17 protein-coding genes are annotated in these 21,866 nt (G+C 50.2%); 3 read left to right on the forward strand and 14 right to left on the reverse strand.

Translation table 11 applies throughout. From position 1 onward, the window contains the following. Positions 1 to 211 precede the first annotated feature (211 nt). The 4 genes from panP to J0X00_RS17840 all read right to left on the reverse strand — a co-directional run bounded on the left by panP (position 212) and on the right by J0X00_RS17840 (position 4,517). A complete protein-coding gene (panP, locus tag J0X00_RS17825; RefSeq protein ID WP_282477362.1) occupies positions 212 to 1,855 on the reverse strand; it encodes a pyridoxal-dependent aspartate 1-decarboxylase PanP in 1,644 nt (547 codons plus the stop codon). Positions 1,856 to 1,996: 141 nt separating this feature from the next. Next, positions 1,997 to 2,509: a hypothetical protein gene (locus tag J0X00_RS17830; protein ID WP_136484137.1), complete on the reverse strand. Its 513-nt coding sequence runs from the start codon at positions 2,507 to 2,509 to the stop codon at positions 1,997 to 1,999. A gap of 160 nt (positions 2,510 to 2,669) precedes the next feature. Beyond that, on the reverse strand, positions 2,670 to 3,575 hold the full coding sequence (locus J0X00_RS17835) for a lysine exporter LysO family protein (protein ID WP_282477363.1): 906 nt from the start codon (positions 3,573 to 3,575) through the stop codon (positions 2,670 to 2,672). Positions 3,576 to 3,596: 21 nt separating this feature from the next. Then, positions 3,597 to 4,517: an HDOD domain-containing protein gene (locus tag J0X00_RS17840; RefSeq protein ID WP_136484135.1), complete on the reverse strand. Its 921-nt coding sequence runs from the start codon at positions 4,515 to 4,517 to the stop codon at positions 3,597 to 3,599. Between the two features lie 363 nt (positions 4,518 to 4,880). Between J0X00_RS17840 and J0X00_RS17845 the strand changes: the two genes are divergently transcribed. After that, positions 4,881 to 5,465, forward strand: coding sequence for a TfoX/Sxy family DNA transformation protein (locus J0X00_RS17845; RefSeq protein WP_282477364.1), 585 nt, complete (start codon positions 4,881 to 4,883; stop codon positions 5,463 to 5,465). 100 nt (positions 5,466 to 5,565) lie between these two features. On the opposite strand, the gene J0X00_RS17850 is transcribed toward J0X00_RS17845, so the two are convergent. The 3 genes from J0X00_RS17850 to J0X00_RS17860 form a co-directional block, all read right to left on the reverse strand. Next, on the reverse strand, positions 5,566 to 6,114 hold the full coding sequence (locus J0X00_RS17850) for a hypothetical protein (protein WP_136484133.1): 549 nt from the start codon (positions 6,112 to 6,114) through the stop codon (positions 5,566 to 5,568). Positions 6,115 to 6,370: 256 nt separating this feature from the next. Continuing rightward, positions 6,371 to 6,868, reverse strand: coding sequence for a response regulator (locus tag J0X00_RS17855; RefSeq protein ID WP_136484132.1), 498 nt, complete (start codon positions 6,866 to 6,868; stop codon positions 6,371 to 6,373). 127 nt (positions 6,869 to 6,995) lie between these two features. Next, entirely contained in the window at positions 6,996 to 8,915 is a 1,920-nt protein-coding gene (locus J0X00_RS17860) for an ATP-binding protein (protein ID WP_282477365.1), read from the reverse strand. A 217-nt stretch (positions 8,916 to 9,132) separates the two neighbouring features. On the opposite strand from J0X00_RS17860, the gene J0X00_RS17865 reads away from it, so the two are divergent. Both J0X00_RS17865 and serC read left to right on the forward strand, forming a co-directional pair. Further along, positions 9,133 to 10,401 (forward strand): DUF945 family protein, encoded by a 1,269-nt coding sequence (locus J0X00_RS17865; RefSeq protein WP_282477366.1) that lies wholly within the window; start codon positions 9,133 to 9,135, stop codon positions 10,399 to 10,401. 122 nt (positions 10,402 to 10,523) lie between these two features. After that, positions 10,524 to 11,618 carry a 3-phosphoserine/phosphohydroxythreonine transaminase gene (gene serC / locus J0X00_RS17870; protein WP_168796983.1) on the forward strand — a complete coding sequence of 365 codons (1,095 nt, stop codon included), beginning with the start codon at positions 10,524 to 10,526 and terminating at the stop codon, positions 11,616 to 11,618. 128 nt (positions 11,619 to 11,746) lie between these two features. Here serC and J0X00_RS17875 read toward each other — a convergent pair whose 3' ends face one another. From J0X00_RS17875 to codB, 7 genes are all read right to left on the reverse strand, one after another. Then, on the reverse strand, positions 11,747 to 12,316 hold the full coding sequence (locus J0X00_RS17875) for a sugar O-acetyltransferase (RefSeq protein ID WP_168796982.1): 570 nt from the start codon (positions 12,314 to 12,316) through the stop codon (positions 11,747 to 11,749). Between the two features lie 73 nt (positions 12,317 to 12,389). After that, entirely contained in the window at positions 12,390 to 13,328 is a 939-nt protein-coding gene (locus J0X00_RS17880) for a glycoside hydrolase family 43 protein (protein WP_282477367.1), read from the reverse strand. Between the two features lie 10 nt (positions 13,329 to 13,338). Continuing rightward, positions 13,339 to 14,733 carry an MFS transporter gene (locus J0X00_RS17885; RefSeq protein ID WP_282477368.1) on the reverse strand — a complete coding sequence of 465 codons (1,395 nt, stop codon included), beginning with the start codon at positions 14,731 to 14,733 and terminating at the stop codon, positions 13,339 to 13,341. Positions 14,734 to 15,180: 447 nt separating this feature from the next. Next, a complete protein-coding gene (locus J0X00_RS17890) occupies positions 15,181 to 17,526 on the reverse strand; it encodes a YgiQ family radical SAM protein (protein WP_282477369.1) in 2,346 nt (781 codons plus the stop codon). 493 nt (positions 17,527 to 18,019) lie between these two features. After that, positions 18,020 to 19,273 carry a cytosine deaminase gene (codA, locus tag J0X00_RS17895; protein ID WP_282477370.1) on the reverse strand — a complete coding sequence of 418 codons (1,254 nt, stop codon included), beginning with the start codon at positions 19,271 to 19,273 and terminating at the stop codon, positions 18,020 to 18,022. Between the two features lie 11 nt (positions 19,274 to 19,284). Next, positions 19,285 to 20,490 carry a PucR family transcriptional regulator gene (locus tag J0X00_RS17900; RefSeq protein ID WP_282477371.1) on the reverse strand — a complete coding sequence of 402 codons (1,206 nt, stop codon included), beginning with the start codon at positions 20,488 to 20,490 and terminating at the stop codon, positions 19,285 to 19,287. Beyond that, on the reverse strand, positions 20,480 to 21,739 hold the full coding sequence (gene codB / locus J0X00_RS17905) for a cytosine permease (protein ID WP_282477372.1): 1,260 nt from the start codon (positions 21,737 to 21,739) through the stop codon (positions 20,480 to 20,482). Before codB ends, J0X00_RS17900 begins: the two co-directional genes overlap by 11 nt. Between the last annotated feature and the right edge of the window lie 127 nt (positions 21,740 to 21,866).

The following is a 21,866-nucleotide window of genomic DNA, read 5'->3' on the forward strand; positions in this document are numbered from 1 at the left end:
TGGGATGAGTATAAACCTAAGCAGGGATAATCCAGAAATGAAACGACGTATCAAATGATGAGAATATGACAAGCCTCAAACTAAATTTCATAAAAACTACAGCTTTAGGCGCGAAACATATCCAAAATACGAACGAGACGCATCGTCTTGATATGTGAATTACAGCAAAACGAAAGAAATTTTCAGTTTGCTGTAATTCTCTCCGAGCAGGTTATGCCAGAATTTGTTGCGTTAAACGCTCAATTCTGCCCATCAGAAGTGGTGCCAGAGTTGCAATTTCTCTTTGCTCTTCCAGGACCGAGTGTAGAATTTCGTTTGTTGTCAGTGGATTAGCAAGTACGACACGAAAAACGATGGTATCAAGCTTATCCCAACAAATCGGATTCAAACGGGTACGTGAAACAAAGGACTTACCGGTTTCACGTTGTTTTTTCTGAATAAACTTGGTCAGTTCATTCAATAGTGCATTTAATTGCGCACGTTGCGAGCTGTCTGCTTTGTGCATCGCTGTCTTGACCTGCTGCGGCAGATAGCGGTAGGTCAACAGGCATAACTCAGGTTGTGAAACCAGCTCAAAATCGGCTTGTGCACGAATCAGATCAGCAAAATAGCGGGCTTTGGCAATGCTCTGATCAATCAGCAGTTCATAACCGGCACGGCTGATGATGTGCATACTGGCATACACCAGCATCGCGATGCCAGAGCGCGAACCTTCTAGGGTGTGACTGCCGAGATCTTTAGAGCCTTTACGCAAAATATACTGCGCGTGGTGTTCAATCGAGTTCATCGCGTGTGGATCTTTAAACAGCACCATGCCGGCTCCCATCGGGATATAAAGCTGCTTATGGGCATCAATGGTCACTGAGTCAGCCAGTTCAATTCCATCCAGAAGATGGCGGTAATTCCCCGACATCAGAGTGGCGCCACCCCAGGCGGCGTCAACGTGGAAATGGCACTGCTCTTGCTGACAGATGCGGGCAATCGCCTGCAGGGGATCAATATTACCGGTTTCAGTGGTGCCGGCGACGCCGACAACGGCAAACGGTTTGATGTTGCGCGCTTTTAACTCGGTGATTTTAGCCTGCAGATCGTCCGGGCAGATCCGGTTGTGCTCATCGGTACGGACTAAAACCAGGCCGTCCTGGCCAATCCCGAGTACATCCGCCGCTTTCTTGAGTGAATAGTGACCACGTTCAGACACCAGAATCGCCAGGCCGTCATAATTGTAGTGACGCATCGCCTTAAACAGGCCTTCTTTTTCAACGCCGTGGAAATCACCATCGGCTTTGAGTGCACTGTTACGGGCTACCCATAACGCGGTAATGTTGGCAATCGTGCCCCCTGAGCAAAACGCGCCGAGTGAGTGCTCAGCACTGTGCATCCACTGTTGATAGAAGCTGTCATCGTTACCGTAGATCAGGCGGTGCAGCATGCCCAACACTTGCCGTTCCAGTGGGGTAAAGGCTTTGGAGGTTTCGATTTTGACCAGATTCTGGTTAAGGGCAATCATGATCTTGGACAGCGGCATCATGAAGTAGGGCAGTGCCGATGTCATATGACCGATAAAGCTGGGTGAGGCGGTGTGTACTGACTGTGCCACCAGAGTATCAAGTAGATGCTGGGTATGGTCTGAGACAAAGACAGGTTCATCAGGAATACGCGCATCACAGAAATCTTTTTCGATCTGCTTGAGCGGCTTTTCTTCGGCCACTATGTGTTCACGCAAAAACTGATTCAGATTGCGGGAGAGCTCTTCTTCGATGCGGGTCAGTGTTGAGTCCGGCCCTTCTGGCACCGTAAATATGCGAAGTAAAGATTCAAAGTTCGCATTTGCGGTTTTGTGTTCAGATACCATACAGCGTCGTTTTAAGTTTCATCTTCCGATTTTAAGTACAACAATCTAAACGAAAACGGGACTCTTGTCCCGTGTTTATTCGGTTGGTGACTGTGCCCGGATACCCGTCATGATAGCCATGCGGGATAAGTTACAGGTAAATTAGTTACAGGTGATCTGCTCAGTTTTGGCTATCGCCTGATTGTATTTGTCGAGCGCAGATTCAATCTGTTTCGGATGGCTGAGCAAATCGGCAAAAGCAGAACGCAGCTCGTAGTTCTTGGCATGTGGTTCTGCCTGGCGATCATCAAACGTCGTTTTCGCGATTTGACCCAGTTCATCACTACGCGAAGCGAGGACTTTGACATCCTGTTGCTCTAGCTGCAGCCAGGCTTCGACCGGTTGCCCGGTGGCAACTTTGGACGGATCGTGCTCAAGGTAGTAGTGAACAGCGGCGCGATTGAGTTCAAAATGGTGCTTACGACCTTGCAGGAACCATTGGCTGACTTCCGCTAAATCTGGATACTTTTGTGTTGTCATCTCAGCCAGGTCGGTATACCACGTCAGGGAAGCATCAATGTAGGCGTCATACTTTTGTGCAAAGCACGAATTGTCCGCTGCTGCGGCGCTCATCGAACCGGCTGATAACAGCAGAGTGACAAGAAAGCGTTTCATAAAAGTTCCTTTCTGACTTGTATCGACCTCCCTTTCGCTTAGGGAGCTACAGGTTTACGTCCAGTTTGGATTGCTCATTTCACCGTAGGCCGTTGCTATGCAAGATGGCCTATTGTAAAAGATACCTATTGTATAAGATAAGTAACACTATTCCTGCGATCTAGCCTGCAAGTGACACAAAGAAAAGCATCAATACCGGAACTAACACGCTGAGTATAAAGCCGCTAACGATAGCGACTGGCACACATCGTACACCACCGGTGGTCTGGATTAGCGGCAAAGTGAAGTCCATGGACGTGGCGCCAGCATAGCCGATAGTGGTGCACGGTTTACGCCCAATCAGCATCGGGATCATCACCAGAGAAACCAGTTCACGCATTAACTCGATCAGGAATGACGCGCCGCCATAGACCGGCCCAAATGCATCACCCATCAGAATGCCGGCCAGCGAATACCAGCCAAAACCTGACGCCATTGCCAGCGCTTTATAAACGGGAATGTCGAGTACCAATGCCGCCACTAAGCCACCCAGCCAACTGGTGATAATCATGACGGCCGCAATCATCATTCCGAGCTTGTTAATCAGGATTTGTCCCAGTGTCAGGCCGCAGTTGCGCAGTTGGATACCAATAAAAAACAGTAGCAGCGATAAACACCATTCCATCGCATTGTCGACCCAGGGCAAGTTCAGATTCAGCACTACGCCCAATAACAGGCCTCCACCGACAACCACAATCAGTTTAAGTGATTCCAGCGCCATGCTTGAAAGAGGCAACTGGCTGTGGGAAGAGTCGGTCTGGAGTGGCATGAAGCGATCAATCAGCGGCAGGAAGAGCAAATTAGCCGCCCCGAGAGCCACGAAAAAGACACTGACAAACTTAATGATCAGTTGCAGATTGTCGCCTAGGTTGTCCAGAGCCGCTAAGCTCAGTCCCATCAGAAACAGCATGATATAGACGAGGTTAGACGTCACCTGATTGAGCTTATTGAGCCAGTTTTTATTACGCACGCGAAACAGATAGCCCACGACAAGCGGGGCAAAGATAAACAGCATCCCTGAAAGCATAAAATCCTCAAAAGTCGGGGGTCAGAAACCGCTGGCGTTGATTACCGCACTGAGTTTGTCTTTAAAATCGAGTTCGCTCAGGTTGCTGAGTTCAAACAGTACTTCGGCACCAGTCGCGTTGATCTCGACTTCATGCTCGTCATACGCATCGTCTTGCTTTCTGTACAGCAACAGATGGTGGGCGATGCGAGCGACATCGAGATAACTCACTTCTTCTTCATGCTGAATCAGCGACTGATTACAGGCCACTTCAAGGAAATCACGATCGAATCCCCAATGGTTAAGCACTTGTTTACTGGTCTGAGAACAACTGGATTGGAAAATTTGCAGCGCGATATCCTGATCAAGATAGTTGCCGCTCTCCAGATAGAGATAGTACTCATTCACCAGGCAGAACAGGCCGATATCAGCCAGCAGGCCAACCAAGAGTGCTTTTTCCTGCTCAAGATAGGTGTAACGTCCCGGCTCGAGCGCTTTAAAACTTTGCACCACTATGACCATGGTTGCGCCCAATTCACGGGATACCGAAGCGCTGTTGACCAGCATGGCATTGCACTCTTTGCTCAGATTGATGGAGTGCTTGAGCTGTTCTATTGCCTGAGCTGTGACAATGTCACGAACCCGCATAATGCCAAGGCGTGATACCGCAGTGAACAAATCGTTGCAGGTAATATTGCGGCGATTAAAGACCACAGAGTTTGCAACCCTGATCACAATAGCCGCCAGGCCTGGGTCATCGGTCAGACAGTCGGCCACGTCAGATATACCTGTCGATTCTAACGTGCACAGTTTCTGAATTTTCACTACCACCTCAGGAATAGGTGGTAAGGAGATCTTACCGGTACTGATGGAATTTTTAACCATCTGTGCGAACTCACTTTCTAGCCCTTCAATGAGTTTGTGGCGGTTTTCCGGAAGCCAAAAAAAAGATAGATGATTCATTTTTAATTATTAATCGTTTTAGTGAACCCCATTCTACAAAGTGGTGACAAATATACGCAACTCATATCAAGTACAAATTCACCGTTTATGAGCATTTCGATGATCTGTTGTGCATTTTCCCCGGTAAGTTACTGCAAAAGTATGAGATTTAATGCGCCGTGATGCATATCTCTTTTTTGCCAACTTGAGAATAAATTGCTGTGAATTTCGTATGGTATTATTTTTTGTCAGTTCATTATGATAAAGGAAAATATAAGCAAACGTTCGATAAATGGACTTTGCACTTTAATCGGTTGGCTAGCCGATACTATTTATTGCTGTCTGGTGACCTCTTTATTCATTCAATAAGAAGGTGTTACCACAATGAGTACAAACAGATACATCTCATTCCTCAATCAATTTGGTCCGTTGGAGAAGCGTTCCATGTTCGGTGGTACAGGATTGTTCCGGCATCACTCTATGTTTGCATTATTGGCACAAGGGCGCTTGTTTATTCGTGGCGGCTGTGTGTTGGATGATGAGTTTCTGGCTTTAGGATGTGAAAAATTCCGTCATATAAAAAAGCAGACCACGGCGACAGTTAATTATTATGACGTGACGGATTTATACCGTGCTGAGAAGGCTTGCCTTGACGATTTGATCCATCGTTCGATTGAGTATGCAGTGGCATCGCGCTGTCGCCAGAACCTGGGTAACGTGAAGCGTTTAAGAGATATGCCGAATATGCATTTCAGACTGGAGCGCATGGTAAAAAAAGCGGGCATCAAGGACGTGGCGACTTTCGTTGATCTGGGAGCGCCAAAGGTCTTTAATAAAGTCCGCGATATTTACGGCAATGATCTGGATGTCAGTCTGCTGTGGAAGTTTGCCGGCGCTATCGAAGGAGTGCATTGGGAACTGCTCCAGGAACCGCGTAAACGCCAGTTGCTCGACAGTTGTCGGCAGTGACGTTCAAACCCAAAAAAACCGAGGCAAGCCTCGGTTTTTTTGACACAAATATACGACGCCAGCTTTACGTACAGTGATCCGGCAGTGCGCAGAGTGCTGTTTAGTATTTGAAACGAGCGGTAAACATCAGTTGGTCGCCGTACGCATCGTTGAAGCGGGCTTCAGCGCCGATAGAAAACAGCTCTGTTGAGTGGAAACGACCGTAAACCGAACCAATCCAGTCGTCGTTATCATCAATAGAAACGTAACCGGCTTTACCCCCCACTTCCAGTTGCGGACCAAGCCACTGGCGTACGCCAAGGTTGAGTTCCATACCGGTATCCGCGCTGCTGCGAGATTCGTCATCATGAATGCGGAACAGCATCTCACCAGTGAAGTCAGCCCAGTTGTTGATTGGCGCGTGGAAGCCGAAACCAGCGGCTGCGTCGTAGTCGTCTTCGAACTCAGAATCCACACGGCCGATAATGTGAGCATTAGGGTGAATAGAAGTGCTGATTGCCGCACCATAGGTAACCGGGCTCGCGCCGATGCGCGCTTCAACGTAGTCGTAGCTGAAGTTACTCATCACAGCCGGGCTGTTAGGATTGACCGCAGCCATTGAATGGGCTGAAGCAAGAAGAAGTGCTGATGCAATGATTGTTTTACGCATAATCACGATAAACCTATCTCTTTATGATTAATTCCATGGTCAACGGTGAGGTCATATAAACGTAATGCCTTGCAAGATAACCAAGCTCTAAAAGTGTCGACATCATAAATCACGGTGTTGCCGAGCTCTACCGAAAAATGTCATTGTTTTGTCGTTCAGGTAAAAATAAGCAATTTAAATGCCAAATATATGAAACTTTTGTGTTTATTGTCTGACTCGACAGCCAAATTTGCAGTTTATTGGTGAGATTGGATGCTTACTCTCCAAAAGTGGTGCGTTTTGCTGCCATGGCATTGAGGATCTTCTCGGCATCCAGAATTTGTACCCAAGCCATCAAATCCGTTTCATGGTCGATGATGTACTGGGTCAGTTGATCTTTGACCATCTGGCGCAACTGGTCACCCTGCCAGGGTTTAGCAACATAGAAATCAAGGCTGGCATGGTTGACCGCCTCAATGGTATCTTCCAGTCCGGCCTGACCGGTCAGCAGTACCTTGCGGGTTGCGGCCGTATCCGGATTCTGGTTCATCTCGATCAAAAACTGAATCCCGGTTTGCTCCGGCATAATGTGGTCGCACAGAATCAGTGCCAGATGAATATCCTGCTGACAATAATCGTCAATAACCTGTCTTGCTTCACTGACCGACTCGGCAGCTTCCAGTACAAAATCCTGCTCGAAACAGTCAAGATCCTGTACCACGCTATCCAGCACTTCTCTTTCATCATCAACACATAAAATCATGTATTTATTCATGTTGTTCTCCTTAATACTTAATCCTGATGCGTGGTCAGCGTGACGGTATGTGGCTGTAGTATTTGCTGAGTCAGAGTGTTAGCTGCAAACTCGTCGTATACCGAAAAATCACCAGGCACCGTTAAAACTATAACGGTAGCCATAAGCTCATTGAGGTATAGGCGTTAATCTTACTGTCGACCTCAATCCAGCCCTGATGCTGCAGGGCGATTTGCTGACAGACCGATAAACCGATCCCCAGGCCAAAATTGCCTTCGCGTTTGGTGGTGAAATTGAGAGCAAAAATTTTGTCCCGCAATGGTGCTGGGATGCCACAGCCATCATCGGTAATACTGACCACCACGTAGGTTTTGTCCTCTTTAACGGCCAGCCTGGTTCGTATATGAAGTGTGCCGCGCTCCGGCAGGGCGTCAATCGCATTGGCGATAAGATTAGTCCAGATCTGTTGCAAAGCGATCGGCTGACAGCGAACAAGGGGCAACTCTGCGTATTCTTTCTCTACCCGGTGCATTTTGAGCCGGTTTTCAAAGATCACCAGGGTATCTTCCAGTCCTTCATGAATATCGACCAGATGAAAAGTTTCATCGTCCGGGCGGGCATAACCCTTGAGGCTTTTGACCATATCGGCAATCCGTTGCGAGCAGACGGTAATTGAGCGTAAATTGCTCCCGGCGAGGTGGTAACTTGCCAGCTCGCTGACCAGTTGCAAGGCTTGCTCTGCATCCTGCTGTGCCACGGTGAGTATGGCCTGGTCTGTATCCAGCCCGAGAGTGACCAGCTTTTTAGCCAGTAACCTGTGCTGGATACGCGCCTCCAGAGCCTGCGCTTTCGCGCGTACCTCCGCCGTTGAGAGCGGGTTGATCCGCAGCGCCAGGCGTAACAATTGCGCGCCGTGATGGTCGATGGGCAGATGGCGGGAGTGTTCAACAATCGATTCAATGTTACGGGCCAGCGCTTCTGCGCCGCGCAGTATGGCGGCGACGGGGTTGTTCAGCTCATGGGCGACACCGGCCACCAGTTGGCCCAGCATGGCCATTTTTTCACGCTCTATCAATTGTTGATGGGCACTTTCCAGCGACTCCAGCGTTTTTTGCAGTGTGATTTTAGTGGTGATACTGCGCTGCAACCGGCGGTTAAAATGGCGTAACAGTAAATTGGTGAACAACGGCAGCAGACGGGTGTCGGAGTGCATTACTTTGGCAAATACGCTTCTGTCGAGTTTGATCACTTCGGTCTGCGTCAGCGTGATGGCGGTTGAAAACGAGGGTTCACCGGTGACAAAAGACATGCCGCCGACAATATTGCCTTTCGGATGTCGCACCACTTCTCGCTGCTGGCCTTGGTCATCTTTTTTGTACAGCGCGACTTCGCCTGAGGTAATGAACCATAAAAAACGGTTTTCGCTGCCTTCTTCCGTCAGCAGGTGTTGGGCCGAGTAAGTACGACAGGCGCGAGTCTCGTCATTGTGTTCAAAAAACTGGTACAGGGCACCAATCACTTGCTCGGCCAGTTCCGTATCTGACATCTGATGATAATCACTGATGAAGCCCTCGCGGTAACTGCGCATCTTATTGTCGATATGAGCACGCAGAATACGCGACTGGTCCAGCACACTGCTGTAAGTGAGCACGTTGTCGCTATCGTGGTCGAGCAGATAGGTGGTGAGTTCCTGTTGCACGGTTTTGCGCAGCAGGTTATCCGCCAGTGGCTCGGTCAGACAGTAATCGAGCCTGCCTTCATTGACGGCATTAACGATTGCCTGAATATCCTGGCCACTGCTGATGAGTATTTTGCGGGCGTTACGAGTGTGCGGCATCTTATCTAGCTGGATAAGAAAGTCGGAACCGTCCACAGCAGAATGATGACTGGCCACCACCAGAGCTACGACCTGGTGGTGTTGCTCAACCTGCTCGAGGATCTGATGAGCTTGCTGCAAAGAAGCCGCGCTCAGCACATCAAAGCGGCTGGCGAACACGCTCAGCTCGTTACGCCAGTGTTGCACGCTGAGCGGATTGTTGTCTAAACAGAGCAGGGCATATCGGTTCACAAGACTCTCGCACGGGCTATCACTATCCATGACTTTATCAGGCTTTAGCCACCAAATTTGCGAGCCTGGTTAGAAGTCAAAAAATCCTGACACAAAGGCAACCAATTCCCTGATTTACTTCATACTTTGCTTACTCGTTTCTGACAGGCAGCTGTTACTGTTTCGTCCTTTGGGCATCTACGGTAGACTGAGCCAAACAATAAGGAATCCCGAACACATGAATACGATAAAACGCATTGGCGCAGTGGGTGGCGCGGTCGTCCTGGTACTGTGCTGGCCACTGGCAGTCGGTCAGATTGGACAAAATGTCATCACCGATGGTATTGCTCATTTCAGTAACGAACAGGTGACGGCTGAACTGGTCAGTTATGATCGCGGCTATCTTTCTTCCCATGTTGAAACCCGCTACACCATTCTTGATCCTCAGTTGAAAGCGCAACTGGCCGAACAGGGTATTCCGGCCCAATTTTTACTGGACAGTGAAATCTCCCATGGGCTGATAAGTTTAACGGCGGTGTCGGATTTTCCTGAGTATCCCGAGTTACCGCTTACCATCACCAGCACGACTAGCTTAAACGGCAATACCCGTTTTAAAGTGGAGAGTGACAACTGGCATTACCAGAATCAAGGTGAAACGCCGTTCACCATTTCTCTGACTCCGGCGGTGCTGGAGGGCAGTGCGACCCGCTTGGGTGAGCTGACTTATTCACTTTCTGTTCCATCGATTGATATGGACTTTACCAATGGTGAAAAAGCCCAGCTCAGCCATCTGCGTATTGACGGACAGGGCAAGCAAATCAAAGGTTTCTGGATCGGTAAACAGAGCCTGACTCTGGATGCGCTGACCACCACAGATATTGATGGCACGACGCCATTCAGTGCTGACAAAGCCAGTTACCAGTTCACTTCAACGTTAGATGAGGCTACTCAGCGTTTCAGCAGCCAGCATGTGGTGAATATCGGCCAGGTGGTCAATCAGGACAACATTCTGCGTGATGTGCAGCTTGATTTTACTCTGGCGGATGTTGACAGTGATTCGTTTGAGCAACTGTCGAATATTTACCAAAGCTATCCTGAAATGACCCATGAAGCGATGGGACAGGCGATGCCATATCTGGACACTTTATTTTCTAAAGGCTTTCGTTTGACGATGGACAAGCTGTCTGCATCTCTGGGGGAAGGCGAGTTTACTTCCAGCTGGAGTTTGTCTATTCCTGAAGGGACGGACAATGTGATGCAGGATCCCGGTATCGTGCTGTCCGCGCTCACCGGGCATCTGGAATCGTCCGTTTCTAATCAACTTGCGGCGGCATATCCGATGATACAGCAGGGAGCAGATGAGTTGGTTGTGATGGAAATGGCGACTCAGGATGATAAAGGTTATCAGTTAAAAGCGGATGTGAAAGACGGTAATCTGCAATTTGCCAACGGCACGAAAGTCCCGCTGGTGGCATTATTTATGACTTTGATGATGCAACAAGGTTAGTAGCGAAAGGAATTTTGTGCTTATTAACGAAAAGAGGTCTTAAGACCTCTTTTCTCACTTTTTATCCAGCTAAAAAAGTGGTATTAATCACACTAATTTTCGATAGCAGGAGCAAAGAACACATGGAGCCGATCACGGACACTGTCTTTAACTTTAGTGCTGGCCCAGCAGCGTTACCCAAAGCTGTAATGCAAAAAGCACAGGCTGAATTTGTTAACTGGAACAACATGGGTGTTTCAGTGATGGAAATCAGCCACCGCAGCAAACCTTTTATCAAGGTCGCAGAGGAAGCGGAACAGGATTTGCGCGATTTACTGAATATCCCGGACAACTACAAGGTGTTGTTCTGTCAGGGTGGTGCGCGCGCGCAGTTTGCTGCTGTGCCGCAGAACCTGCTGGGTGACAAGACTAAAGCGACTTACATCGACGGTGGCTACTGGGCTGCAAGCGCAGTAAAAGAAGCGGACAAATACTGTACACCGGACGTTTTCGACGCAAAAATCGTTAAAGACGGCAAAACCGGTATTCTGCCAGCGAGCGAGTGGAACATTGATTCGGACTCCGCATACGTTCACTTCTGCCCGAACGAGACTATCGACGGCATTGAAATTAACGACCTGCCTGTGACTGATAAGCCAATCGTGGCAGACATGTCTTCAACGATTCTGTCCCGTGAGATCGACGTTTCTAAATATGGCGTGATCTACGCAGGTGCACAGAAGAACATCGGTCCGGCAGGCATCTGTATTGCCATCGTACGTGACGATCTGCTGGGTGTTGCGCAGCAAACGCTGCCAAGCATTCTGAACTACACGCTGCTGGCGGAGCAGGATTCTATGTTCAATACGCCACCAACCTACGCCTGGTACCTGTCTGGTCAGGTGTTCAAATGGCTGAAAGAGAACGGCGGTGTGGCGGCGATTGAAAAGACTAACCGTGCCAAAGCGGCGCTGCTGTACGGACAAATTGATGCTTCTCCGTTCTACCGTAACGATATCCACCCGGATAACCGTTCTCTGATGAACGTACCATTCCAACTGGCGAAACCAGAACTGGACGCCACCTTCCTGGAGCTGGCTGAAGCACGTGGTTTGACCTCTTTGAAAGGCCACCGTGCGGTTGGCGGTATGCGCGCCTCTATCTACAACGCAATGCCACTTGAAGGTGTGCAGGCGCTGGTAGACTTTATGCAAGAGTTCGAAGCGAAATACGCCTAAGCTTGTTGAACAATGACAGCTCGGTTGTGACTGAGTTACTCTCATGCAAAACCCGGTGATTTCACCGGGTTTTTTGTGCCTGGCATTTGCCCCGTTTGAGACCCGAGGGAATGGTTTGGCGGGCAGCCCTAGGGCGTGTCAGTCTGTGTAATGCTCTTTTGCACCCGGCACGGATGACCAAACGCCAGTGTATTCGCGGGAATATCGCGGGTGACGACACTGCCCGCGCCGATCACCGCACCGTCACCTATCGATACGCCGGGCATGATCACACAGTTGCCGCCGATCCAGACATGGCTGCCGATAGTAATCGGCTCGGCCCAGCCGATATGTTGGTCGCGGCTGGCACGGTCGAGCGGGTGATGAGCGGTATAAACCTGCACGTTCGGGCCAATAAATACGTGGTCACCGATGGTAACCGGGGCGCAATCGAGCAGCGTGAAGTTGAAATTGATAAAGACATGGCTGCCAATCGTGGTATTGATGCCGTAATCGATATTGATCTGTTTTTCGAAATGCACATCGTCGCCAATCGCTGCAAACAGGCGCTGCAAAATCGTACGTTGCTGTTCACGGGCACTTCGGGGCAACTGGTTATATTCGGCGGCTAAATCCCGTGTGGTATCGCGGATCTCAATCAGTTCGGGATCATTAATCCAGTAGCGCTCACCGGCGCGCATTTGTTGCAGTGCACTCATCAGGACTCCTGTCTGAAGTGGTTCTGTTACTAGTTAGCCCGCCCGGCAGGGGCCTGCCGGGCATGTTCATGACTTAGACGGCATCGCCAAAATGTGGCTGACCATCCTGCCATTCAAGCACTTTAACCCGGGTGTGGCGGTTGGGATCCCAGAGCGGGTCACCCTCAATGTCGGTGTAATCGCGGGCGTGATAGACCAATAAATCGTTACCGTGCTCATCCTGAGTAAAGCTGTTGTGACCCGGTCCATACACCTTGAGTTGCCAGTTGGTGGCAAAGACCGGCTGGGTAGACTTATGCCAGCTGGCAGGGTTGAGTAAGTCACTCTCTTCATCGGCCCAGAGCAGGCCCATGCAGTAGTTTTCATCTGTCGCGCTGGCCGAATAGGTCATCCAGAACTTACCGTGGCGGTGCAGTACTGAAGGGCCTTCATTGACCCAGAAGCCACGTTGTTCCCAGTCAAACTCGGGGATACTTAACCGCTGCGGCGGAGTCTTGAGTAGCAAAGGTGTTTCCAGTTCGGCGATATACAGATTGGAATTACCGCCAATGCCATTCTCTTTCTGCGCCCAGACATAGTAGTTGTGTCCGCGATGAGAAAACGCGGTTGCATCCAGGCAAAAGGTATCCATTCCGGTCTCAATCTGCCCTTCAAACACCCAGTTGTCGCTAATGGGGTTGGCGTTGCGGTTTGAAATAGCGTACATGCGGTGCTGGAACAGGCCGTCGACTATCTCCCGTGACGGCGCGGCGGCGAAGTAAACATACCAGCAGTCATTAATATAATGCAGTTCAGGCGCCCAGATCAGGTCGCTGTAAGGGCCGCTGGACGGTTTGTGCCACGCATCAATAAGTTCATTGCTGGTGGCGAGTTCGGCAATGGAACGCGCGCGGCGAATTTCAATCCGGTCATATTCAGGCACGGACGCAGTGAAATAATAGTAACCGTCACTGTGGCGGTAGATATGCGGGTCGGCCCGCTGCTCAATGATTGGATTAGTCAGGGTTTGCATAATGTGAACCTTAATGAGTGAGACCTTTCAGTGGCTTATCCGGAGTAACCGTACTGAGGTTTTCATCCTGCTCGAGAATATTGGTTGCGGTCATCGAGTGGTAGAAACGATCGGTGACTTTGTACTTGAACATTAACGCGCCCATCAAAAAGTGGAACAGACCGGGAATGACCGTCAGCATCAGGGCGATGCCGGTCAGGGTATAATCCGATTGATCCTGGTTAGGGACATAGTTGAACGTGGTCAGCAGCCAGCCGACGATGGCGCCGGCAATGCCCATACCAAATTTCTGACAGAAAGAAATTCCACCAAAGGCGAGGCCGGAAACGCGCTGGCCGGTTTTGTAGGTGCCATAATCGACCGCTTCGGCAATCGCCGACCAGAATACCGGCGCATGCAAATCCACCACAAATGAGAGCAGGAAATAGAGCATGAACGCCAAGGCAAAATCGCCGCGCCCAACCAGCAGATAGAGCAGGGCGCTGATCAGCAGTACGGCAATCTGGCTGTAGCGGAACAGCTTAATTTTACAGTAGCGTTTGGTGATCCAGGTCGAGGCGACCATGGCCAGAATTGCCGCTACCACACCAGTCGCCAGGAAGGCTGAAATCGTACCGGCATCGCCCCCCAGATAATACTTGGCGTAATAGGCGGCAACAGAGCCGCGTATCACATAACCCACCGTACCAGTGACGCACACAGCGCACAGCACCAGCCATTGGTCGTTACTGGCCAGCAATTTGACCTGCTGAGTGAAACTGCGCTGCTCCACCTTGTGCTCAATCCGTTCTTTGGTGGTCATAAAGCAGAACAGGAACAGTAGTGTGCCCATCAATCCCATCAGTCCCATCGCATATTGGTAGCCGAGCTGGATATTGTCTTGCCCCCAGAATTCGGACAGTTGCGGCACGATAATGGTGACCAGAAACGCGGCAATCTTGGCAAAAAACAGCCGGTAACCGTTGGCAGACAGGCGCTCTTTTGGATCGTCCGTTAGCACGCTAATGAGCGAGATGTAAGGAATCGTCACCGCGGTAAACATAATCGTGACCAGAATGTAGGTCGCGTAGGCGTAGATGAGTTTACTGTTGTAGTCGGCATCCGGGGTACTGAAAGCCAGATACACCGATAAACCGAACGGTACAGAAAGAAACAGCAGATAGGGCCGGTAGCGACCCCAGCGAGTATGAATTTTATCGGTCAGCATGCCCATTAACGGATCAGTGACCGCATCAATCAGGCGTACTACGATGAACAGCAGGGCGAGATCCTGGGGTTTGATCCCAAAGATATCGGTGTAGAAAAAGGTGATGATCAACATCATCGAAGAGATGACCACGTTGACGGCCATATCACCGGCACCAAATCCCACTTTTTCTAATACAGGCAGCTTATATTTATACATTGTATTTTCATCCGTTGATTTACAACTGATGAATAATGTAATGGGAATAGCGTTCTGGTACTGTTATAAGTCTCAAATATCCAGGTATGCAGCATTTTTGTACATATTTTTAGCTAATCTGGTTATGACTAAACAGGCTATTTTCTCAATGAAGTGCTATCAAAGAGTAATAGTCGTACTGTTTATAAGCATTTGTTTCTTAGTGATTAATATATTAAAAGTGCTGTTATGGCTATTTTGGCCGTCTGTAGTTACAGCAGGGAAATAAAGACAAAGAGTCTTAAAAACGCCAGATGAAATAACGTTTTATTATGTAGAGAGAAGGCGTGAATAAACTTCTCACGGGGGAGTGAAAGACAATAATAAAGCCGCCAGGGCGGCGGCTTTCGATTACATCCCCAAACTACCATCGTTGGCGGTAGTTTGGGTTAACGAGGGATACCGGTATCAGTTGGCACGCTGCCCGCTACGTCCCTGAGACTGGTCTTTACCACGGGCACGCGTCGGGTTGTTACCCTGACCGCGGTTGCCGCTTGTTTTACCATTTGGTGCCTGGTTACGGCCACCTTGTTTACCGGGTCCACCTTGCTTACTTGAACCATCTTGTTTGCCCGGGCCGCCTTGCTGCCCCTGTCCTGCGGCCTTTCCGCCTTTGCGTTGACCTTTGGGTTGGTCGCCGCGCAGTGCATCGAAGCCTGGCTGTGACTTGGTATGCTTGGTGGCAAAGCGGTTGGCACCGTGGCGGCCTGATTTACGGCGTTGAGCCGGCGTGCTGCGGTCACTGTCTTCGGCCGGTACCAGACAACTTGGTTTGTCACCGATCAGGTGTTTTTTACCCATGTCGATCAGTGCTTCACGGATCAAAGGCCAGTTGAGCGGGTCGTGGTAACGCAGCAGAGCTTTATGCAGGCGACGCTGACGCTCACCTTTCGGTACCGTGATGTCTTCACGTTTCTTGTACTTCACTCGTTTCAGCGGGTTCACTTCTGAGTGATACATCGCGGTTGCGTTACACATCGGTGACGGGTAGAAGTTCTGTACCTGGTCACACTCAAAGTTGTTCTGTTTCAGCCACAATGCCAGGTTGAGCATATCTTCATCTTTGGTGCCCGGGTGAGCAGAAATGAAGTAAGGGATCAGGTACTGTTTCTTACCCGCTTCGGCACTGAACTTCTCGAACATCTCTTTAAAGCGGTCATAAGTACCCATGCCCGGTTTCATCATCAGATCAAGCGGTGATTTTTCAGTATGCTCCGGCGCAATCTTTAGATAACCACCGACGTGGTGCGTCACCAGCTCTTTAACGTATTCTGGTGATTCGATTGCCAGGTCATAACGTACCCCGGACGCGATCAAGATCTTCTTCACACCTTCAACTTTACGTGCTTCACGGTACAGGTCGATGGTGTGTTTGTGGTCGGTATTGAGTTTATGACAGATACCCGGGAACACACACGACGGACGGCGACAGTTTGCCTCCGCTTTTGGATCAGAACAGCCCAGACGGTACATGTTAGCCGTTGGACCACCCAAGTCGGAAATGGTGCCGGTAAAGCCCGGTACTTTGTCACGAATCTCTTTGACTTCGTTAATGATCGACTCTTGCGAACGGTTCTGGATGATTCGTCCTTCGTGCTCGGTAATCGAACAGAAAGAGCAGCCACCAAAACAGCCACGCATGATGTTGACTGAGGTCTTGATCATATCGTAAGCCGGAATTTTTGCTTTGCCATACATCGGGTGCGGAACCCGTGCGTAAGGCAGGCCAAACACAAAGTCCATCTCTTCTGTCGTCAGCGGGATAGGTGCCTGGTTAACCCACAGTTCACGGTTGCCATGGCTCTGCAGCAGGGCGCGGCCGGAATACGGGTTGGTTTCCAGATGCAGAACACGGCTGGCGTGCGCGTACAGAATACGGTCGTTTTGCAATTTTTCGTACGATGGCAGACGCACCGCGGTGGTTTTAGCATCGTGGCGCGACGGACGAATGGTAATCGGCTTGGCTTCGACTTCTTCTTTCTTATTGGTTTCGCACTGGGTTTCAACTTCGTACGGGTTGGTCGGCACAAACGGTTTGCTTGGCTTATCAATCCGTGATGAGTCGATCACGGTGTAACCTTCCGGTGCAGCCGGCAGGTTCACGGCGGTGCCGCGCACATTGGTCATGTCAGCAATATTTTCGCCATTCGCCAGACGATGGGCGACTTCGACCAGCGCTCGCTCGGCGTTACCAAACAGCAGGATGTCGGCTTTGGCATCAAACAGCACTGAACGACGGATCTTATCTGACCAGTAGTCGTAATGCGCGACACGACGCAGGCTGGCTTCGATGCCGCCCAGTACAATAGGCACATCTTTATAGGCTTCACGACAACGCTGTGAATACACCAGAGTGGCGCGGTCCGGACGTTTGCCCCCCTCATTGTTCGGAGTATAGGCATCGTCATGACGCAGCTTTTTATCTGAGGTGTAGCGGTTGATCATCGAGTCCATGTTGCCGGCAGTGATACCGAAGAACAGGTTCGGTTTACCCAGACTGGTGAAGGCCTCTTTGTTCTGCCATTCCGGCTGAGTAATGATACCAACCCGAAAGCCCTGGGATTCCAGCAAACGGCCAATGATCGCCATACCAAAACTTGGGTGATCAACATACGCATCACCGGTCACGATGATGATGTCACAACTGTCCCAACCCAGAGCATCCATCTCTTGACGTGAGGTGGGAAGGAAAGGCGCTGTGCCAAAACATTCGGCCCAGTACTTTTTGTATTCGTTAATCTTTGGTGTATTCATATGTTTAAAACGTGCTCACTTTACGCTAAGGGCTGAGCGGCTGCATGACCATGGTTGTAATATGGCTTTGTGCCTGTGTTGTGTGGTCGCACACTCAACGCCCGAAATTCTTTCCGCGCCGATCTGTTTGTAACCCGAATGGCCTGAAACAGTCACTGACGACCACTCCTGGCCGCATACATTGCGCGTGTTGAGAGCCGAAGACATCCGCTGTCAGCTCTGTTGGCTGGCTTAGAGCAGGCTTGTTCAACCTGTGCTCAAACCGGTCTGAATGGAAATCTTTTTTCCTCAATCTTGCAATAATAGCAGGTGAAAAAAGACGCCAGACAAAATAGCGCTGGAGTGTATCACGTTCTCAGCGAAGTCGCTCTGTTTCTGTTGTTAATAAACACAACAGTTCATCACCAGTAAAATTCACTGTCACAACGACGAGTAATCCTAGTGGTGAGCGACGCAGCTGGCTCGCAAGGCAATATCATGATGGTATCGTGAGCTATGATGAAGTCAGAGATACTCGGCTGAGCAATGTGGCCGGTTGGCGGGCAATCAGGATCTCACCGTAACGCACCGAATACAGCACCTCCCCCTGTTTCTGAATCACTTCTACATCATTGCTGCCTTGCAGGACAATAAAGTTGGCCGGTTTACCCACCTCAATACCGTAGCGATCTGAGATATGCAGCGCTTTGGCGCCGTTATCGGTGATTAAATCCAGCGCGGTTGCCAGGTCTTCATAGCCCATCATATGGCAGGAATGCAGCCCGGAATCGAGTACACGTAGCAGCTTACCGTTTCCGACCGGATACCAGGGATCCTGAATGGAATCTTCGCCAAAACAGATGTTCATACCGGCCGCGCGAATTTCTTTTACCCGTGTGATGCCGCGTCGTTTCGGATAGGTATCAAAGCGACCTTGTAAGTGGATGCTTTCTGTCGGACAGGAAATAAAGTTAATCTTTGATTTCTTGAGCAGGCGGAATAGCTTAGAGCAGTATGCGTTGTTGTAAGAGTGCATGGCCGTGGTGTGACTGGCGGTGACCCGTTCGCCCATATTTTTTTCCAGTGCCACGGTTGCCAACACTTCGAGGAAACGTGATGCTTCATCATCGATTTCATCACAATGCACATCAACCAGTTTGTCGTGTTTTTGCGCCAGATCCATTAACCATTTCACCGACTGCACGCCATATTCGCGCGTGAATTCAAAATGGGGAATACCACCGATAACATCCGCACCGTGTTCAAGGGCTTTTTCCATCAACTCGGTGCCGTTAGGGTAGGACAGGATTCCCTCCTGCGGAAAGGCCACGATTTGCAAATCAATAAAAGGCGCCAGCTGCGGGCGTAATTCGTTAATGGCCTTCAGAGCCACTAAATCAGGGTCCGTCACATCGACGTGCGTACGAATATGCTGAATGCCATTTTCTAGGAGCAGTTCCATGGTTTTCAGTACCCGCGACTGCACATCTTCCCGGCTCAGCATCGGCTTACGTTCCGCCCAGCGCTCAATGCCTTCAAACAGCGTTCCGCTCATGTTCCAGTTGGGTTGCCCGGCGGTCAGTACTGCGTCCAGGTGAATATGAGGTTCAACGAAAGGGGCGCACAGTAGGTTACCTGCCGCATCAATCTCAGCACGGGCGTCACTGATCATGCCTGATTGCGGTGTGATAGCGGTAAACTGGCCCTGTTCACATTCTAAGCTGTACAGTCCTTGTTTGCCTCTCAGGCTGGCGTTAATAATAATCATGGTTCCTTCCTTCAAAAGTGCAATTTGTCAGCCGATGGCTGCGTATTGGTTGCCGATGAAAACAGCAGACGTTCTGCGATCAGTGCGGATTGGATACTCAACCTTTGCTGGGCATTGTTGAGGCTCAGATCGGTTAGTTGCTCTATCTTACTTAGCCGGTTGCTGAGCGTATTACGATGAATATTGAGGTGAGCGGCGGTTTGGCGCAGCGATCCCAGGTGGTCGAGATAGCAGCTTAGCGTGTGTTTGAGTAACTGATTCTGTTTGTCTTGATCGCCATACAGTCCGCCCAAGTGTTGCTTGCAAAAGTCAGCCAGAAATTGCGGGTCCTCAAGGCGACTGAAAATTTGCGCGATGCCAAGGCTGTTATAGTGGACTACCGGATACCCCTGATGGGCGGCACTGAAATCGGCACTTTGCCGCGCTTGTAACACCGCCTGACGCAGGCTGCGCAGCGTTCTGGCTTCGCTCAGGCCAAGATGGCAATCAATCCCCTGACGGGCAAGATACTGTGCCAGTTGCTGCCACACCGTAAGAGTGTCGGGGCTGTTTGAGGTAAGTGGCAGGCACGCCAGCCAGCCCTGGTGATATTCGAGTACGGGGAGAGCGCCGCTAAAATCAGCCAGGAACTGGCTGATTAAATGCTGGCTGCGTATCAGATCGCTGGTCTGATTCGAAGCCGGGTTAATGACCGCTACAGACCAGATTCTGTTAACCTCTATGCCGTGCTCGCTGGCTTTGAGCAACGTCATGTCTGATGGCACGGCCGATTCCAGCAGGTGTTGAATCAGCCAGCGGGTCGACTTGTGTTGCAGATCGGTCATGATGATCGCATTCGACAGCAGTTCGGTGACTTTGACCATGGGCAGTGCCCATGGCTGCTCAATCACGGGAAAGCCGCACTGGTCGGCGAATGCCAAAACGTTGTGTGGTATCTCATCCAAATAAGGAGAGTGAGTCAGCAGTACCAGACCGCTGGCATTTCTCGCTTTTGCAGTCGTAATCAGCTGGATAAAATCATTGGCTTGCCAGTTCCAGTTTAAACCGGTCACGAAGATAAGCTCGCCGCCTTCGATCCAGTCTTTGATATCTGCATTTTCTGCGACGTAGGGCCAGCGGATGATATTGTGCCGGCTTTGTTGCCCGGCCCGGAGCTGCAAAGGCTCCAGACCGGGAATACACGCTAATGACTCAATGGTGACCATCTTACTGTGCACTCTGCATCGCGCGTTGTTTAGCTCCCGACAGCGACAACAAAAGGGTATAGCTTGCGGCGGAGACCAGAATGCCGATCAGCGGTGCGACCCAAGGCGAGAAATAAGCGCAGCCGGAGCCGATAGCGTAAGCCAAAAGACCTGACCAATTGTATTTTGGCAGGTTAGCGGTGGCTAAATCCGGCATTTGCGTACGGTATTTGACCCAGAAATCGGTCATGATGATGGCGCCAATCGGCGGGATAAAGGTACCGAGCAGGATCAGGAAAGGGATCAGCATATTATACATCCCCATGATCGCCATAGCGGTACCGATAGCGGCGCCAATCCAGGTGATGAGGCGACGTTTGTCGGTGCGCAGAATGTTACAGCCTGCCGCCGCAAAGTTATAAATAGTGTTGTCCTGAGTGGTCCAGATATTGGTAAACAGCATCAATACTGCAGCCAGCATGAAGCCTTGTGACACCAGAACATCGACAATGTCCGACTGCTGATAAATCGATGCGCCGAATGCGCCGACAAACACCATCAGGCCGTTACCGACAAAGAAAGCGGCCAGGGTCGTGAGCACGGCGACCTTGCCGTTTTTGGCAAAACGGCTCCAGTTGGTGGCCTGAGTGCCGCCGCTGACAAAAGTGCCAAACACCAGAGTAATGGCTGCGGCTACCGGCATGCTGTCGCTTGGTTGCTTGCTGATGAGTTCACCGATGCCGCCGACATCGATCAAACCTTTGTAAAAACTCAGGCCAATGAAAAACAGCATCGCCGGTACAGAAATTTTTGATAGCAGCTCCAGCGCTTTGTAGCCGATGGAAGCACTGATACAAAAGCCAAAACCAAACACAACCATCAACGGTACGGTCCAGGATTCTGGCAGCTCGAGCAGCTTGACCAGAATTAAAGCGATCGTTGCTGTACCCCATGCATACCAGCCTATCTGGGTGAAGCCGAGCACAAAATCGGACAGCTTACTGCCATTCAAGCCGAAGCTGTAGCGTCCGAGTAACACGGTATTGAGACCAGTCTTGCAGGCAATATAAGCCAGGGCCGCCGCGTAGATGCCCAGTAAAGCGTTGCCAATCAGAATGATGGCCAACATCTCATAAAAACTAAACGCGCTGCCCAGTGTACCGCCGGCCCACATAGTGGAAGTAAAAAAGGTAAAGCCGAGCAATACTGACATCATTGACCACATTCCCTTACGCTGGTCGGCGGGTACAGCACTTAACGGATAATCACTTGTCGTATTCATAACATTCATTCCTTGAATTGATGTTTAACTCCCGATTCAAAACAACATTTGTGCCAAAACCCGTAAGCAGTCCCCACTTCGGTTTGCACTGTGCGCAAGGGACACTAGTCGCACGGATAACTGTACC

Origin of the sequence: Vibrio sp. ABG19, assembly GCF_029962385.1 — a bacterium.
In the GTDB taxonomy this organism is placed as follows: domain Bacteria; phylum Pseudomonadota; class Gammaproteobacteria; order Enterobacterales; family Vibrionaceae; genus Vibrio; species Vibrio ostreae.

Excerpts from the sequence above, each read along its gene's own strand:
- J0X00_RS17875 (WP_168796982.1), bottom strand. The coding sequence starts at position 12,316 with ATGAGTGCACTGCAACAAATGCGCGCCGGTGAGCGCTACTGGATTAAT.
- J0X00_RS17880 (WP_282477367.1), bottom strand. The coding sequence starts at position 13,328 with ATGCAAACCCTGACTAATCCAATCATTGAGCAGCGGGCCGACCCGCAT.
- J0X00_RS17885 (WP_282477368.1), bottom strand. The coding sequence starts at position 14,733 with ATGTATAAATATAAGCTGCCTGTATTAGAAAAAGTGGGATTTGGTGCC.
- codB (WP_282477372.1), bottom strand. The coding sequence starts at position 21,739 with ATGAATACGACAAGTGATTATCCGTTAAGTGCTGTACCCGCCGACCAG.
- J0X00_RS17865 (WP_282477366.1), top strand. The coding sequence starts at position 9,133 with ATGAATACGATAAAACGCATTGGCGCAGTGGGTGGCGCGGTCGTCCTG.
- panP (WP_282477362.1), bottom strand. The coding sequence starts at position 1,855 with ATGGTATCTGAACACAAAACCGCAAATGCGAACTTTGAATCTTTACTT.
- codA (WP_282477370.1), bottom strand. The coding sequence starts at position 19,273 with ATGATTATTATTAACGCCAGCCTGAGAGGCAAACAAGGACTGTACAGC.
- J0X00_RS17850 (WP_136484133.1), bottom strand. The coding sequence starts at position 6,114 with ATGCGTAAAACAATCATTGCATCAGCACTTCTTCTTGCTTCAGCCCAT.
- J0X00_RS17840 (WP_136484135.1), bottom strand. The coding sequence starts at position 4,517 with ATGAATCATCTATCTTTTTTTTGGCTTCCGGAAAACCGCCACAAACTC.
- J0X00_RS17855 (WP_136484132.1), bottom strand. The coding sequence starts at position 6,868 with ATGAATAAATACATGATTTTATGTGTTGATGATGAAAGAGAAGTGCTG.
- serC (WP_168796983.1), top strand. The coding sequence starts at position 10,524 with ATGGAGCCGATCACGGACACTGTCTTTAACTTTAGTGCTGGCCCAGCA.
- J0X00_RS17890 (WP_282477369.1), bottom strand. The coding sequence starts at position 17,526 with ATGAATACACCAAAGATTAACGAATACAAAAAGTACTGGGCCGAATGT.
- J0X00_RS17835 (WP_282477363.1), bottom strand. The coding sequence starts at position 3,575 with ATGCTTTCAGGGATGCTGTTTATCTTTGCCCCGCTTGTCGTGGGCTAT.
- J0X00_RS17830 (WP_136484137.1), bottom strand. The coding sequence starts at position 2,509 with ATGAAACGCTTTCTTGTCACTCTGCTGTTATCAGCCGGTTCGATGAGC.
- J0X00_RS17845 (WP_282477364.1), top strand. The coding sequence starts at position 4,881 with ATGAGTACAAACAGATACATCTCATTCCTCAATCAATTTGGTCCGTTG.